The 14,730-nt window shown below is 31.3% G+C and carries 16 protein-coding genes; 15 read left to right on the top strand and 1 reads right to left on the bottom strand.

Annotated elements, in window-relative coordinates; translation table 11 throughout:
- Window position 1: 1 nt before the first annotated feature.
- Window positions 2-1,084 (bottom strand): type III polyketide synthase, encoded by a 1,083-nt coding sequence (locus NP781_RS20790; protein WP_257520723.1) that lies wholly within the window; start codon window positions 1,082-1,084, stop codon window positions 2-4.
- 333 nt (window positions 1,085-1,417) lie between these two features.
- Between NP781_RS20790 and NP781_RS20785 the strand changes: the two genes are divergently transcribed.
- The 15 genes from NP781_RS20785 to lanKC all read left to right on the top strand — a co-directional run bounded on the left by NP781_RS20785 (window position 1,418) and on the right by lanKC (window position 14,712).
- Entirely contained in the window at window positions 1,418-2,332 is a 915-nt protein-coding gene (locus tag NP781_RS20785; protein WP_257520722.1) for a zinc metalloprotease, read from the top strand.
- Window positions 2,329-4,452: a hypothetical protein gene (locus NP781_RS20780; RefSeq protein WP_257520721.1), complete on the top strand. Its 2,124-nt coding sequence runs from the start codon at window positions 2,329-2,331 to the stop codon at window positions 4,450-4,452. The genes NP781_RS20785 and NP781_RS20780 overlap by 4 nt, the downstream gene beginning before the upstream one ends.
- Entirely contained in the window at window positions 4,452-5,114 is a 663-nt protein-coding gene (locus NP781_RS20775) for a lantibiotic dehydratase C-terminal domain-containing protein (protein ID WP_257520720.1), read from the top strand. The genes NP781_RS20780 and NP781_RS20775 overlap by 1 nt, the downstream gene beginning before the upstream one ends.
- A gap of 15 nt (window positions 5,115-5,129) precedes the next feature.
- Window positions 5,130-6,395 (top strand): YcaO-like family protein, encoded by a 1,266-nt coding sequence (locus NP781_RS20770; protein ID WP_221681582.1) that lies wholly within the window; start codon window positions 5,130-5,132, stop codon window positions 6,393-6,395.
- Window positions 6,396-6,415: 20 nt separating this feature from the next.
- Entirely contained in the window at window positions 6,416-7,009 is a 594-nt protein-coding gene (locus NP781_RS20765; RefSeq protein WP_004231796.1) for a hypothetical protein, read from the top strand.
- Complete coding sequence (locus NP781_RS20760) at window positions 6,990-8,504, top strand: nitroreductase family protein (protein ID WP_221681579.1); 1,515 nt, start codon at window positions 6,990-6,992, stop codon at window positions 8,502-8,504. The genes NP781_RS20765 and NP781_RS20760 overlap by 20 nt, the downstream gene beginning before the upstream one ends.
- The gene (locus NP781_RS20755) at window positions 8,505-9,134 is read left to right on the top strand and encodes a hypothetical protein (RefSeq protein WP_257520719.1); all 630 of its coding nucleotides are present in this window, start codon (window positions 8,505-8,507) and stop codon (window positions 9,132-9,134) included. It abuts the gene before it with no gap.
- A gap of 31 nt (window positions 9,135-9,165) precedes the next feature.
- Window positions 9,166-9,882, top strand: coding sequence for an ATP-binding cassette domain-containing protein (locus NP781_RS20750; protein WP_004231802.1), 717 nt, complete (start codon window positions 9,166-9,168; stop codon window positions 9,880-9,882).
- Window positions 9,879-10,637, top strand: coding sequence for an ABC transporter permease (locus NP781_RS20745; RefSeq protein WP_221681577.1), 759 nt, complete (start codon window positions 9,879-9,881; stop codon window positions 10,635-10,637). The genes NP781_RS20750 and NP781_RS20745 overlap by 4 nt, the downstream gene beginning before the upstream one ends.
- Before the next feature lie 32 nt (window positions 10,638-10,669).
- A complete protein-coding gene (locus tag NP781_RS20740; protein WP_004231805.1) occupies window positions 10,670-10,837 on the top strand; it encodes a thiocillin family RiPP in 168 nt (55 codons plus the stop codon).
- Between the two features lie 233 nt (window positions 10,838-11,070).
- Window positions 11,071-11,223, top strand: a complete 153-nt coding sequence (locus tag NP781_RS20735; protein ID WP_004231807.1) for a thiocillin family RiPP — start codon at window positions 11,071-11,073, stop codon at window positions 11,221-11,223.
- A 46-nt stretch (window positions 11,224-11,269) separates the two neighbouring features.
- Window positions 11,270-11,449 (top strand): thiocillin family RiPP, encoded by a 180-nt coding sequence (locus tag NP781_RS20730; RefSeq protein ID WP_004231810.1) that lies wholly within the window; start codon window positions 11,270-11,272, stop codon window positions 11,447-11,449.
- 17 nt (window positions 11,450-11,466) lie between these two features.
- Window positions 11,467-11,655, top strand: a complete 189-nt coding sequence (locus NP781_RS20725; RefSeq protein WP_004231811.1) for a thiocillin family RiPP — start codon at window positions 11,467-11,469, stop codon at window positions 11,653-11,655.
- A 265-nt stretch (window positions 11,656-11,920) separates the two neighbouring features.
- The gene (locus NP781_RS20720) at window positions 11,921-12,076 is read left to right on the top strand and encodes a class III lanthipeptide (protein WP_004231812.1); all 156 of its coding nucleotides are present in this window, start codon (window positions 11,921-11,923) and stop codon (window positions 12,074-12,076) included.
- A 38-nt stretch (window positions 12,077-12,114) separates the two neighbouring features.
- Window positions 12,115-14,712: a class III lanthionine synthetase LanKC gene (gene lanKC / locus NP781_RS20715; protein ID WP_257520718.1), complete on the top strand. Its 2,598-nt coding sequence runs from the start codon at window positions 12,115-12,117 to the stop codon at window positions 14,710-14,712.
- Window positions 14,713-14,730 lie beyond the last annotated feature (18 nt).

Below are 14,730 nucleotides of genomic sequence, written 5' to 3'. Positions count from 1 at the left end.
GTTACTCCCTCCAGTTTAATAATACAGCTTCTGCACAAAAACCAGGGCCAAGAGCTACGAGCAAACCTGTATCCTCCACTTGTCCTTCATTTAACATAAACTGCTCTAATACGTATAACACTGTCGGTGATGACATATTACCATGTCGTCTCAATATTTCCCGAGAAATGTCGGTTTTTTGGGGAGATAGATAAAGTGTATCTTCATAAGCTTTTAATACCTTTTTTCCTCCAGGATGCGCAATAAAATGAGTCAATTGTTCGCTATACAGTTCTTGATCCATTAAAAATTGCTCGATGAAAGGTCCGAGCCAATTGGTAATAATAGAAGGAATGCTTTTTTGGAAAATGACATGAAGCCCGTTGTTTTTCACATCCCAACCCATTACATTTTCCGAATCTGGCATCCATTTAGAACCTGTAGCTAGAATATTAGGGGTTGGCCTTTTTGTTGCGATAGCTACTTCATCCCCACAAACAAGTATACATGCTGCACCATCGGCAAAAAGGGAAGCACCAATTAAATTACTTTTAGAAAAATCATTTGGCTGAAAAGTGAGGCTACATAACTCGACACAAACGACAAGCACCTTTGCATGTGGATGGGCTTTACAAAAATCATAGGCTCTGCTTACACCAGCGGCTCCTCCTGCACAACCAAGACCCCATAGAGGAATGCGCTTAAGTCGATCTGAAAAGGGAAGCTTGTTCATAACACGTGCGTCAATGCTAGGTGTTGAAATTCCTGTACTGCTAACAAAAATGATGGCATCGATGTCCTCAGTTGGAATAGATGAGGATAAAAAAGCTGTATTAGCTAAACATGCTTGAATGACACTTACACTGTATTGTGTAGCCAACTCAATATATAAATTATTACGTTCTTCAAAGGAGTGATTCGTACGATGCCATTCAGCTGGCACACAAAAATGGCGTGTGTCGATGCCACCATTATCAAAAACCTTTAAGTAGCGCTCTAGTTTTGGAATTTTTGCATAAAAAAGCTCTTTCGTTAGTTCCTCTGCGTTATCTTGCTGTAATGTGTAAGGTGGTTGATATGTGCTAATTGAAATGATTTTAGGCAATCCAACATCTCCTCGCATTTAATGGTTTTGTTCATTGTATGCGTGGATGATTGGAATAAATGCTAACGTAATTTTGATATTAATTATATAGTATCCACTAAGTGTTGAAATGTCTGAATTTTAAGTAAATGGTGGAAGAATTGTGGAAACCTCAAATTAAAGTATGTGGTTTTTGTGCGGAGTAGCTTCGGTGCCGAATTAGAGTAAGGATGTTATATTTTGTTATATAGTCATTAAAAGAAATTATCTATACATATGATTTCCTTGCAGTTAAATAAATTAAAATTTAGTAGATTTTAGTAAGTATAAGAGGAAGAAGGAGAGGGTTGTTAATTGAAGATTAATCCAAACTTTAGTATTGAATCTTGTGAAGCAAATAAAATTTTTTTAAGTGATCGAGAAGCGTGTAAAGGTTACTATATTCATTTAAATAATAATACCGTAGAAAGTTTAACAGAAAATCGTATAGAATCTCTAGCAGCACTTGGCTTATACGACAATGAAGCTATTTATAAGAAGCCTCATTTTATTAATAGAATAATTAAGTTTTCAAATCCTATAAGTGAAAGAACACTATTTACTATTAGTATATTGTTAATGTTGTTTGGAATACTCGGTGCTACTTTATCAATTTGGAATTCTTGGCCAATGATGGAGATAAACGGAATAGCAAACTTTAATGTAGATGGCTTTGTTTTTATAAAATCAATGCTTATATTTTTAATGGGTATTATTTCAGTTCATGAAATGGCCCATGTATTAAGCGCTAGGTTACAAAATATTGAAGTTTTTACAATCTCATTTAAGCTTAAGTATTATTTTATCCCTATATTTTATGTCAAAATAGTTCCTACAGGGAATAATTTAAAAAGAGCAAATATTGCTTTTGCTGGGAATGTCGCTGATTCTTTTTTAATAATTATTTATAGCAGTATGTTTATTGTAACAGGCGATCTCATATGGAGTATAGTTCTTACACTCCAAATCATTATGGGTGTATTTAATTACAATATCCTATTTCCGACAGATTTTTATATTGGATTTTTCTCATTGATTAAAAAACCCGATTTTCGTGTCCAGTCAATTAATTTTACTAATCATTTTTTTACAAGACGCTCAGCTTTCCATAAAAAGATTCATCTCTATTATTTAATTTATGGAATTTTGTTTTATGGAATGTTTATTCTATTTTTAGTGACAACAGGATTAAATATTACATATTGGATTATACGAGGTGTTAATGGATGAAGGATACAATTTGTATGAAAAGAAAGACTTTGTTTAAAACAGAACGCTTAGATGATTTAAAAGATGAACCATTGAAGATGTATTCGAATTGGAATAATTATAAAGAAAATCTTGAAAAGATTAAAAAACAATTGTTAAAGATGTTGAATGAAAAAACAGAAATACTTTACATAAATAAGAATTTGAAAGAGATGAAATCGTATTTAAATATAAAAAAAACTCTAAAAAAAGAACGCATTATTCGTGAAGCGATTTTAGATGAAATAGATGATAAACAAATTAAAGAGCATTCAAGAATATATAATGAAACATTTGAGTTGATTAAGTCGATTGAAGAGCAAGTCGAAGATGCATTTTTAAGAAAAGTAAATCGTTACAAATCATTTTTAACTCATTCTGAATTTCAACAAGCCCTGTCAATTACAGCTTCTGAAGCATATGAACAACTTTTTAATCCAGAAATTACAAAAGACTCAGTAAACAGAGCTCGATATCGTTTTATTCAGCGTGCCACTGTAAAAACTAGCCCACTTAGCTATTTAGGAAAAACTATATATTTAAGTGATGAAACTAAAATTACTGAACAAATTAAATTAAATAATGTAGTAAAATCTTTAATTTTAATGGCTTCTCTTCATAATAAAAGTTTAGATCATTTATTACAAATTAAAGTATGCCCTAAATTCAAAAAATGTAATGGAATGGATGCTGTCTATTTTGAAAAGAACTATTTATTAAAAGGTGTAGATTGGATACTTAAACAAGATGATATATTACACCAAAAAGAAGTCGTGGATTTTTTATCAAAAATACAGCATTGTGAAACCCCAGCAGAAGTTAAGAGGGAAGTTAGTAAATGTGAAGAAATAACGTATGAAATGTTAATAAACAATGGCCTGGTTATACCTAATTTTAATTTTTATTTTAGTTGTAACAAAAATTTTGATGATCTTTTAAGAAGAATTTTTCTTGATAAAGAACATCAATTATTCTACCCAAAGTCAATTAGTGACATAAAGAATAATTCAGTTAAAAAACTATTAACTGGTTACTTAGAGAAATTTAATAATCTATATTTAGGTGAAACCTATGAAGAAAAATTAAATAACGTCCCCTTATTTTACCATGACTATGTAGCTTTTGATCATTTTAATACACCTGAAATTCAAGGTGAATTTATTCGAGATATATTTAAGAAGTGTATCGTTGTTAATCATTATACTTACAGGCTGCATCAAACAATAATTATGAACAAAAACATATATGAAGGGCAATCGGTTTTATCTGTACTTGTTGATGTGCATGAAAAATTGAAATTTCAGAAAAATGAAACGCCCTTACCTAAAATTAGATTCAAACCCTCTATAAAAAAAAGTGCATTCCTTTACTTACAAAGTGAGAAAGATGGATCCCTGGTTTTAAATAACGTTAATATTGGAAGTGGTACAGTATATCATCGTTATGGTGATTTATTTAATGAAAATATTAAAAATAAATTAAAAACATACTATGAGAATCTATTTACGTCTCCATATCCTATTTATGAATTAGTAATTGATGAAGAAATCTCAAATCATATTGATGTAGGTAAATCAATTTTCCCAAAATTAGTATGGCCAAAAGACCTTTTAAAAGTAAAAATGCATATCTCAAACGATGATATTACATTTTCGCTAGGTGGTAAACCTATTCAATTAATATATGTTGGGACAGTTCCCTTCCATTTATTCTCAGGTATAAAAGGGGATTTTTTGAATTTAATTCATCCTTGGACGGTGGATATTAATAGGCTAAACAACTTGGATACAAGAAAAGTCTCTCAACTGAATTGGCAAACTATTAGTGATTCAGATGATTTATCTGATACTCAATTTTACTACACAATCACCGACTATTTTAAAACTAATAATTTACCATTCGAATTTTTTGTAAAGAAAAAAATGATTAATTTTACTTCTAGAAAACCCATATGGATTTCATTATATTCAGTCGAGTCTATAAAAGTTCTAAAGCATTTACTGTTGAATGAACGCTATATTGAAATAGAAGAAGTAAAGCCTAGGCTCAATGGAGATTATGTAGAGGAATTTTGTATATTAACAACGGAGGGGGAATGTTAATGTGGAGAAGTTACCATATTTACACAAGTAACCGTGAAATGTTCTTACAAATTTTAGATAACCTACAAAATGAATATTATAATAGTAAGTTTTTCTTTGTCCAATATGTAGACCCAATAGGTTTTCATTTTCGATTACGTGTCCAAAGTGTTGAGCAACAAAATATAGAGCTAAAAATCAACGAATATTTTGGGAATATCCGTATTCTAAAAAAGGTTTATGATCCTGAATACACGTTATTTATGGATTCACTACCAATCTATGAGGAATACTCAGTTGAGTTAACTAAATTTCTAGTTAGTTATCGGGATATTCCGCCACATTCCTATATAGAAGATATTATAAAAATGCTCTTAGTACATTTCAGATGTAATAACATTAATTTTATTCAATTTTATATGTCTTATTGGCAAGGATATGCTCGTTTTCAAAATAAAACTCAGCAAGAAAATTTACGACAACAGTTAAGTAGAAGTCTTGAGAGCCCCCCATTTACTAATGTAATTTCAATTTTATACCCATTAGAGGAACAGCATTTAAACAAAGAAATTTGTTTTAAATTTTTACATATGACTTTGAATAAATTTGGATTCAGTATTATGGATGAGCTTGTCATTCTATCTAATTATTTAGAGCAACACACAATTAGTCCACAGAAATAGGAGAGGAGTATTATTATGAATCACAACTTTGATAAGTTCATTATTTCTAAACGTAATGTAGTGCCCCCTCGTGGTGTACAAAAAACGAATATTGGCATTGCATATATTGCTGATATAAACCATTATCGAACTGTAAATGCAGGAAAGAAAGTGCATGACTCGGTAGCAAATCTTTCCGGTGCAGGGACAGGAGATACTCCTGAACAAGCTATGTTTTTAGCAACAATGGAAGCATACGAACGTTTAGCAAACAGTATTCCTACAAAGCGAACAATAGTAGCAACTGAAGGAGATTTAAAAAACTTAGCTGTACCACTTACTGATTTTCCTCAGATAAGTGAAAGAGAAACAAACAGCCATTTAAAACCATCAAATAGTAATCAAAAACTTAGATGGTGTGAATCGCTTAATATTACAGAAGATAAGATTTGTTACATTCCTCAAATATATATTAATTTATTTACACAGTTTGATTATGAAGGGGAAAATATTTCGCATTCAATATCTACTGGTTGTGCTATTCACCAAAATTATATTGATGCCGTAATTAATGGGATTTATGAAGTAATAGAAAGGGATGGGATAGCACTTACTTGGCTATTAAAGCGTCCATTAAAAGAAGTAAGTGAAGAAAGTTACCTAGAGGATTTAAATATATTTACTCATCCTTTTTTAGGAAAAACAACACTATATGAAGCATCAACCGTTGATGGTATACATACGTTTTGTCTTCGAGCTGAAACAAATCACTCTCAAGAGTTAAAAAATGTACTTATGTTTTCGACAAATGCATGCCCGAAAAAAGCCATACACAAAATAAAAAAAGAACTTATTTCTGTAATGTTTAGCCTTGTAAGTAGAATTCCAAAGCAAAAAGAACTTCTAAGTCGTCCATATGATTTATTTTACTCAGTAGATGAGGGAGCATTATTTATGGCGCATGAAACGATGGCCAATAAGTTCTCGTTTTTAGAAGGAAATGGGATAGTCCCATTCCCAACTGAAAAACCAATTTTTAATTCTAATCTAGAAGAACTTCATTATTTAATTGATTGTTTAAAAGAACAGGGACATAAGGTTTATGTGACAGATTTAACATCACGTGAATGCAGAGAACAGGGTTTATGTGCAGTGAAAGTGACAATACCATCATTACAACCTATTTCATTTGTTCATTCAGCACGATATTTAAAAAGTCAACGTTTAGAGTCATTTGCCACTCAAATGTTTGGATATTATGATGAAGAACTTATTAATGAGGAACCTTTACCATTTTCATAAGGAGAAAAGGAGGAAATTCTATGAATTATATTGTTACAGGTATAGGGAAAAGTCAGGATGCTATTTATAAAGAGCTATTAAATAGAAAGTTTGCAGTAAAGAAAATTGACTACTCAGAAGTTACGGATAATAGTGAAGACCTTTTTTTTGTCATCTATGATGGTCCAAAACTTAATATTTGTAAGGAGTTTTTAAATAGTCACGCTATAAATGCCATTCCGATTTTTGTAGATATTGATAGGATTATGATACCTGGTTTATTTAAGAATGGGGAAGAGTTTAAAAGAATATGCATAGATTGTGCATTATCTAGAATGCAAGAGTATTATTTTCCAGCAAAAATGCATGAGCTAATAATATCTCTAGAAGACGAATTCTCAGACTTGTATTTTTTACCAGAGGAAATATCGATATTCTGTAACTATCTTATTACTTATATTAACTCCAATTTAAATAATCAAATTGCAAACTTCTCATTTGATTACTATAAAATGATATTCAAAGAAATATCAGGTTATACAAATTGCCCTAACTGTGATAATTATGATGTCAATATTGAAGAGATGAGAACATCTTTAGAGGGAGGAAAAAGATATGTCTCAACTAATAAGTGATCCCATGGTTCATTTCCCAAAGGAACCACAATTATTACCGAATATTAATATTATTATAGAGGAAGCTGTAACCGTTATTGGAAGTGTGGATGGTCCATTTCGATTAAATGGAACTAGAGCAAAGGAAATTGTCAGCGATTTACTTCCTTTATTAAAGGAAGGAATATCTTTAGAAGCATTGTATATAAAAGCTCGTTATTCAAAAGAAGAAGTTGATCAGTTGCTGGAAATTTTATTTATAAAGGGTTGCTTAATGCAGAAGGAAGACCATCAATTATTAGATAGAACAGATAAATTCTATTTAAGATATATATCAAAATTCAAAAATTTTAGTAGTCTAAAAGCTTTTAAGACCCACCTAGATAATTGCTGTATTTATATTCTTGGAAAGGATGCCTTATTAGTAGAAGCTTTAAAAGAAAATTTCGAATCATTTAATATTATGACTCTTACTGCTAATGACTTTAACCCTGTGTCACTTTCAAATAAGCGATCTTTATGTATTTATACTGATGATTTTAATGAAACTTCTATTAAAAACATTTTAGGATATATGGATGTATTATATGTAAATTATAAAGGACAACAATTTGGTCCGTTATTTTCTCAAAAAGGGATTATGCCGGATGAATATATCGGAATTTTAGAATCTTTAAAGATTAATCCAAGTGTTGAAGAAATGGATGAGAAAGAATTTTTAAATTGTGTAACATTAAATACTGTACGCGAAATCGGAAAAATTAATAATACATCACTAGTTGAAGGGTTTTATAAAAAAGAGTTTATTAACTTCAAATATTATGCACTAAGAAATAAATTGTATGAACACGACGTCCCTAGTATTGTATCATTTGAAAAATTTATACAATTTCCTGCGAGTAAATTTGTTAATGCTTCTTCACATTTAACTCATTATAAATCTAAAAATTTGAAACTAACTGTATATAATCAAGCGTCTTTTTTGTGGAAAAAATTAGATGATGTAGAGATCCCTTCTCAAATCGATTTACTGATGCGAAAAACAGTTGGTTACAAAGATTTAGAAATCAAATATAAACGTTATACTCCAACAGGAGGTAATATTAATTCGAATTTGTTGTTTTATGTAAATATTAATGAAAAGGCATTCATGGGTAAGGGTATTTACTTCTATAACAATACCGATAATACCTATTATCAAATAATGAATGATGAACTTTTAGATGTTACAAACTTCGTAAAACTTTTGGATAGAAATTGTACTACCAATCAGAATGTTCAAGGATATTTGCTCTTAGGGAATGATACAGACATTATTGCGGAAAAGTATAACGATTTTAGCTTTAAGATTGCAAATTTAAATAATGGTATTTTATTGTCTAACCTAATGTCCTTATCAAAAATTGCCGACGTTCAATTAAAAGTTCACACTCGTTTTGATGAAAAAGCAATACTCCATCTTTTAGGAATTGAACGTTCAAATGAAATAATTAATTTTGTTGTGGAGGTGGTTTAAATGTACGGTAAATATGTTGCTCAAAGTAAAAACAATTTTAGTAAATCCATCTTATCGTCAACAATTAGTAATGATGAGTGGCCATTTCCCTTTGAGAAAGAAAATTTTCTCGAGACGCTTTCAAAAAGAAAATCTTATCGCTTTTTTAATGTTAACGATCGTCAGTTAACTAAAATTCAGTTAAATATGTTGGCCAATCACGTAATGGACTGTTTGAATCATTTTCAGTTACAGGATTTAGTTCATGTTTGTTTTATAGATCAATCGAAATTATTCGCATTAGATCGAGGTGTCTATTTTAAAAATTTAGAAGATTGGGAACAAAAATGTTTGTTAACAGCTTCATCAGTAGAAGAATCGTTGTTTTTACAGAAAGAAATGCATCGAGCAAGTGGAATCTTTTACTTTGAATGGAATGTAGAGTATATTAACAGTTTTAATCGTTTAATAGATTATCGTTATATGTTATCAATTAGTGGTTTACTGGGTCATCAGTTAAGTTTAAAGGCTTCAGAGATGGAATTAAAAGGTACTATATTCGCTGGATTAACATTAATAGAATATCTACAAGAAATTCAACAAAGCAGACAAATAAAACAATTGCCACTTTTTGCTTTTGCTATTCAGTAGATAAATTTCTTCATGGGAGGGCTAAATATAAATGAATTTAATCCTAGAAAACATTAGTAAGAGTTTTAATAATCGAACTGTACTGAAAAGTGTGAATTTAAATTTTCCATCTAAGGGATGCCATTTATTACTGGGGGAAAATGGGGCAGGAAAAACTACATTAACAAAGATTATTGAAGGTGAATTATCTATAGATTCTGGTCAAGTTTATTTAAAGACTGACAAAAAAAATATAGTTGATTGCGCCATTCAATATCAAAATTTTGAAGCATTTCAATATCTGAAAATTAGTGAGGTTATAGAGCTCTTTAAAAAAACAATAAAGCAATACGATTTTAATCAAGATCTCTTTAATTTATTGGACCTTAAAAAATTCGAGAAAACTCTAATCAAAAATGCTTCTGGTGGTATGAAAAAAGCAGTCTCCATCTTCATCACTTTTCTACTTAATAAACCTATTATTATTTTGGATGAGCCATTTGCAGATTTAGACCTGAAGAAGAAAAAAGATCTTCGTTCTTTTTTGACTTATTATGCAAGAGAAAAGGAAAAAATTTTAATAATTATTAGCCATGAAGTAAATGAATATGAAGAATTATTTGATACTGTTTCGATACTAGATGATGGTGTTATAAAGGAATCTGATCACTTGGAGAAATTATTAAATAAATATAAAACAACCGATAATTTTGGTATCGAGGACTTATTCTATGCGGTGACTGGAAAAAGGCTGGTGTTAAATAAATGACTTTGATGATTACTAAAATTTACTTAAAGGAAACACTTCGGAATTTTGGAGCACTTATCGGTACTCTATTACCTGCAATAATGTTTTTTGTTATATCTATATTTATAAAAAATGCAGCTTCAGTCGGTACAGAGACACTTGACTTAATGATTCGTGGTCAATTTCTTACTACCTGTATATTATTCACTATTTTCTCTGTGGCATTTTCTGGGGGTACTGTTTATTTAACCGATAAGAGATCTGAGCGAGTTTTTGAATGGTTAGATAAGACAAATATTAAGTTTTATGAGTATTTCATAGGTTTAGGTTTAGGTATTTTAATTATATTAAATATATTTTTAACAATTATTTTATTAGCGTTCAGCACAATTACAACACTTGAATTGGTAGACATAGGTAAAATTTTGTTGATCTCTAACTTTACATTCATTGCATTATATCCAATTAATTATGTGTTGTCATCGTTATTCCCTAATGGCAAAACCGCAACAAGTATGTTAGTACCATTGATGTTAATATTACTATTTTCGGTTACCATGACAGATTTATTTGTATCACTAAGTGGTAATGACCCACAAAATTATTATAAGTTTTTAATTTGGAACCCAATGCTATTTTTAAATGATACATTGCATTATATTTTAGGACTAGCTGAATCTCCATGGCTGGAATTGACAAATTATTTACTCATTCTTTTAGCCTTATTTATTTTATTATTTATAATTTCAAAAAAGACTTTTCGATATCTGAAGTAAAGAGTTTTATTCACTGAAAGGAGGTGATACTGATGGAAGAGAGAAACAATCTTTTATCAATAGAATCAAAGATTTACATCGAAGAGCAAGAAGAACTAAATGAAATAGCAGCTTCATTTGGTACATTAAGTACTGTTTCGAGTGGTTCTTGTCCAGGTTCTTCATTAAATACTACTTCATCTGTGTCTACAGCTGGATAAACTTGTATCTGTGAATTAGATGAATAGTATTTTGATGAATCAAAAAGTTAGAGTAGAGCATAGGAGCCTGAAATGAAGAGCAGGAGTAATGATTTAATAAGAACTGGACCAAGGAATTTACAAGAACAAGCCTAAACTTGTCTATCTTTTTCTAATCTTTCAAATTCAGTAATCTCTTTATTTTGGATGAAAAAGATGAAAGATTAAATATGAAATGTTGGGAGAGTATTTAAATGGAAGAATTCGCTGAAAATAAAGTAGAAGAAATGAGCCTTTATATTGAAGAACAAGAGCAGCAGTTAAATGAAGTTGCTGGTACATGGGGTTGTGCATCAAGTTTTTCTTGTCCAGCTGCAACTGCAGCAACTGCTTCTTCAGCTGGATGAAATTTGAGCTTGAATTTTCTGGAAAATATTAAACGGAGGTATTTAAATGGAAAAACACGAAAAAAATAAAGCAGACGAAATGGGCTTATATATTGAAGAGCAAGAGCAGCAGTTAAATGAAGTTGCTGGTACATGGGGGTCCGCAACAACATTTGCTTCAGCATCTACAATTGGTAGTAGTGCATCAACTGCAAGCTCTGGAGCAACTGCTTCATCATTCGGTTGATAGAGAGGATGGATATTATGAATGACAATCAAAATTTTAATAGAAACCTAAAAGATACTTTATATATCGAAGAGCAAATGGACGTGTCAGAGTTTGCTGGGTTTACAACAACTAGTAGTCTAGCAACAGGTGGATCTTTTGCTTCTGTCGGAAGTTGTGCAAGTTCTGTTTCTACAGGATCATGTATCTCCAGCGCAGGTGACTAAATCTAACATTATATAATTCATTAGAATAACTTCATACATAATACTCATTAAATATGTAATGTATTTAATGAGTATTATATCATCTTTCCGTTCATTATACTCTCTAAAGCATTGTCTATACCACTCTTATCGATATTTATTTACATAGTTTAAAGCGAAAAATGGAAAATATATGGTTGTGATTGATGTTATACAAATGTAAAATTATACAAAATATTGTTTTTTATACTAATCCTATTGTAGTGTTTGAAAGGTGGTGAGAATAATGACGTATAACAAAAAAAAATCAAATGTACTAGAATTGCAAAAAATGGATGTCAATAATAAAAAATTGAATGGCGTAATGGGTTATTCAACAACAAGTAATTTCCTTTGTATCGGTACACCAAGCATGATGAGTCAATTTACTTGTAGCAAATAAATCGGATTTGTAACGAATAAAGAGTGGAGGTAATAATTATGGATATGCGTTATGTACAGTATATTAATCTTAAAGAAAAATATTATGAGCCTCCACTTGAAAAGGCGACAGAGTCAGCTCTGAAAATTTCTAATGTACCCTTCAATTGGGTTATAAATTCTGACAAACATTGGACATATTATTCTAAGCCAGACTCTGATTTGCCTATTCAGGGTTGGAAGATACATATAAGTTCTATACCAAAAGAAGCTAAAGAAATATTGAGAGTCGTTTCGGATTTTTTGTTTGAGAATTCTGTTCCGTTTAAACATGTATCTAATGTGTGGGAATTAGTATTAAAGAATTCTAAATATGGTGACAGAGCCTCGTCAGGTAAATTTATTACGATCTATCCGAATAACGAAAGTCAGTTTACTTTCCTTTTAGAGAAATTACATTATCTATTGAAAGACTTTTCAAACGGACCATACATACTGAACGATAAAAGATGGTTAGATGGGAATGTTTATTTTAGATATGGGGCATTCAAGGAGATGTATTTAATTAACGGTGCATCAAAAATTCCAGCCATTCAAAATTTTTCTGGTGAGTTAATACCCGATTCTAGAGCGCCATATTATACGGTTCCTGATTTTATAGAAGAGCCACTAATTGTTAAAAAAATGTCAGAAACGCATGGGGAAATACAAACTGCTGTATCAGAGCTTGATAATTATATTATTGAATCTGCTTTGCACTTCAGTAATGGTGGTGGGGTTTATGTGGCAAATCACATTCCTTCAAACACTAAAGTAGTATTGAAAGAGGGGCGACCAAATGCAGGTTTAGATGGTCAAGGAAGAGATGCGGTCGAGCGTTTAAATCATGAGGGTAGTATATTAAAAAAACTCCTAGGATTAGAATCCGTGGTTTCATTCCATAAAACATTCCAAGAGTGGGAACATGTATTTTTAGAAGAAGAGTATATTAGTGGGACATCCTTAGATACTTGGATAGCAACGAATTATCCATTCTCTGCACAGCAAAACTCAAGTGAATACTGTGACAATGCATGTTTTATACTAAAACAATTAAAAGATGCTCTGCAATCTATCCATGCTAGAGACGTTGGTATGGGCGATCTACAGCCAGCCAATGTAATGGTAACAGCTTCTAATGATATTAAACTAATTGATTTTGAAGCAGCGAGTCATTTAAACGATAGTATTCCTTCAGGTTTAATGCGACTTGGTTTTGTAGGTGCTCCAAATCTTTCGCGGGAACAGACAGATTGGTTTGCCTTACTTCGTATAGCAAGATATCTGTTTCTACCGATAGGGCCTGTTCAAGATATAGCGGTAGACATCATAAAAAAACATGATCAATGGATTTTTGATCAATTCGGTAGTAAGGCAATGAGATGGATTGAAGAAATTGAAAGTGAATGTAATAAAAGGTGCGTTATACCACAAAAAAGTTTCCTCTCAGCGCCATCTAAATATTTTAATAGATCAGATATACCCAAAATTCTCTCATCAATCAGAGCTGGTATTATTAATGATTTGAGGTGTGATGTCAAACTATTATCGGGAGATATCCGTCAGTATGAAAGTTTAGGTGGTATCTTTAATATACTAACAGGTGGCTTTGGTGTAATCATGGCATTAATGCGCACAGGCGATGTACCAGAAAAGGCAAAATCTTGGGCAATAAAATATTGTTCGCAAGAAGTTATTAATCAGCTTGATATGGGGCTTTTTTCAGGAAAAGCTGGAATAGCAGGAGTACTTTATGATTTAGGGATGATTGAAAGATCCAAAGCAATCTATGATTCAATAGAAATAGAATCAAATAATGAGGATATTTCAATAAGAACGGGATTAGCTGGAATAGGCTTAGCATTTATATCTGCATCCTATATATCTGATTTTAAGTACATGCTTGATCGTGCTATTAAAATAGGCCTTCAGTTACATTCCCTTCTTGAAAAAGATATAGTGGTAACTTCTAACGATGCTGATGCCATTCCACTAGGGCTAGTAGATGGATGGTCCGGTGTTTCTCTATTTTATAGTGCTTTATATAAAGCTACTGAAGAAAAAGTATGGTTAGAACTTTCTCTGCAAGCTTTAGAAAAAGATATAAGTATATGTACTATGGATAATTCAGGAACGTACCAAGTTATCGATAAAGAAAACACAAGGTTTATACCGTATCTTGCAGGAGGCAGCGCGGGCATAGGTCTTAGCATGATAGAGTTGAGACATTTGCTAAAGGACAAGAGATGGGAAACTGAATTAAAAGGCATAGGGGAAGTGGCTAGTTCCAAATGCTTTTACGGTTCAGGTCTTTTTCGTGGCTTAGGCGGAATAATTCTAACTGCCAACGCAGTTGATATCGAGCTTCAAACGGGAGGACAATTCTTAGATAAAGCAATAAATACCTTAAATTTATATGTACTTAGTGATAATGATAAATATTTTATGCCAGGGGACTATTGCTATAAACTTTCGGGTGACATTTTTTCTGGAGCAGCGGGGATGTTATTGGCACTTTCAGGAATTGAAGAAGATAGATTTTCTTGGCTACCATTACCTAATTTGAAAGAAACTTTTTCTTCTTATCAAAATTCAACTAATGGAATAGCTGTTCTTTAAAATCATTCATTTGCTATA

This window comes from Lysinibacillus sp. FN11 (genome assembly GCF_024628845.1).
Lineage (GTDB): Bacteria > Bacillota > Bacilli > Bacillales_A > Planococcaceae > Lysinibacillus > Lysinibacillus capsici.
The sequence above is the reverse complement of the archived record's forward strand: the minus strand, read 5'-3'. Positions and strand labels throughout refer to the sequence as shown.

What these genes read in the sequence shown, in the direction of transcription:
- NP781_RS20780 (WP_257520721.1), top strand. Translation starts at nt 2,329, where the DNA reads ATGAAGGATACAATTTGTATGAAAAGAAAGACTTTGTTTAAAACAGAA.
- NP781_RS20775 (WP_257520720.1), top strand. Translation starts at nt 4,452, where the DNA reads ATGTGGAGAAGTTACCATATTTACACAAGTAACCGTGAAATGTTCTTA.
- NP781_RS20770 (WP_221681582.1), top strand. Translation starts at nt 5,130, where the DNA reads ATGAATCACAACTTTGATAAGTTCATTATTTCTAAACGTAATGTAGTG.
- NP781_RS20765 (WP_004231796.1), top strand. Translation starts at nt 6,416, where the DNA reads ATGAATTATATTGTTACAGGTATAGGGAAAAGTCAGGATGCTATTTAT.
- NP781_RS20760 (WP_221681579.1), top strand. Translation starts at nt 6,990, where the DNA reads ATGTCTCAACTAATAAGTGATCCCATGGTTCATTTCCCAAAGGAACCA.
- NP781_RS20755 (WP_257520719.1), top strand. Translation starts at nt 8,505, where the DNA reads ATGTACGGTAAATATGTTGCTCAAAGTAAAAACAATTTTAGTAAATCC.
- NP781_RS20750 (WP_004231802.1), top strand. Translation starts at nt 9,166, where the DNA reads ATGAATTTAATCCTAGAAAACATTAGTAAGAGTTTTAATAATCGAACT.
- NP781_RS20745 (WP_221681577.1), top strand. Translation starts at nt 9,879, where the DNA reads ATGACTTTGATGATTACTAAAATTTACTTAAAGGAAACACTTCGGAAT.
- NP781_RS20740 (WP_004231805.1), top strand. Translation starts at nt 10,670, where the DNA reads ATGGAAGAGAGAAACAATCTTTTATCAATAGAATCAAAGATTTACATC.
- NP781_RS20735 (WP_004231807.1), top strand. Translation starts at nt 11,071, where the DNA reads ATGGAAGAATTCGCTGAAAATAAAGTAGAAGAAATGAGCCTTTATATT.
- NP781_RS20730 (WP_004231810.1), top strand. Translation starts at nt 11,270, where the DNA reads ATGGAAAAACACGAAAAAAATAAAGCAGACGAAATGGGCTTATATATT.
- NP781_RS20725 (WP_004231811.1), top strand. Translation starts at nt 11,467, where the DNA reads ATGAATGACAATCAAAATTTTAATAGAAACCTAAAAGATACTTTATAT.
- NP781_RS20720 (WP_004231812.1), top strand. Translation starts at nt 11,921, where the DNA reads ATGACGTATAACAAAAAAAAATCAAATGTACTAGAATTGCAAAAAATG.
- lanKC (WP_257520718.1), top strand. Translation starts at nt 12,115, where the DNA reads ATGGATATGCGTTATGTACAGTATATTAATCTTAAAGAAAAATATTAT.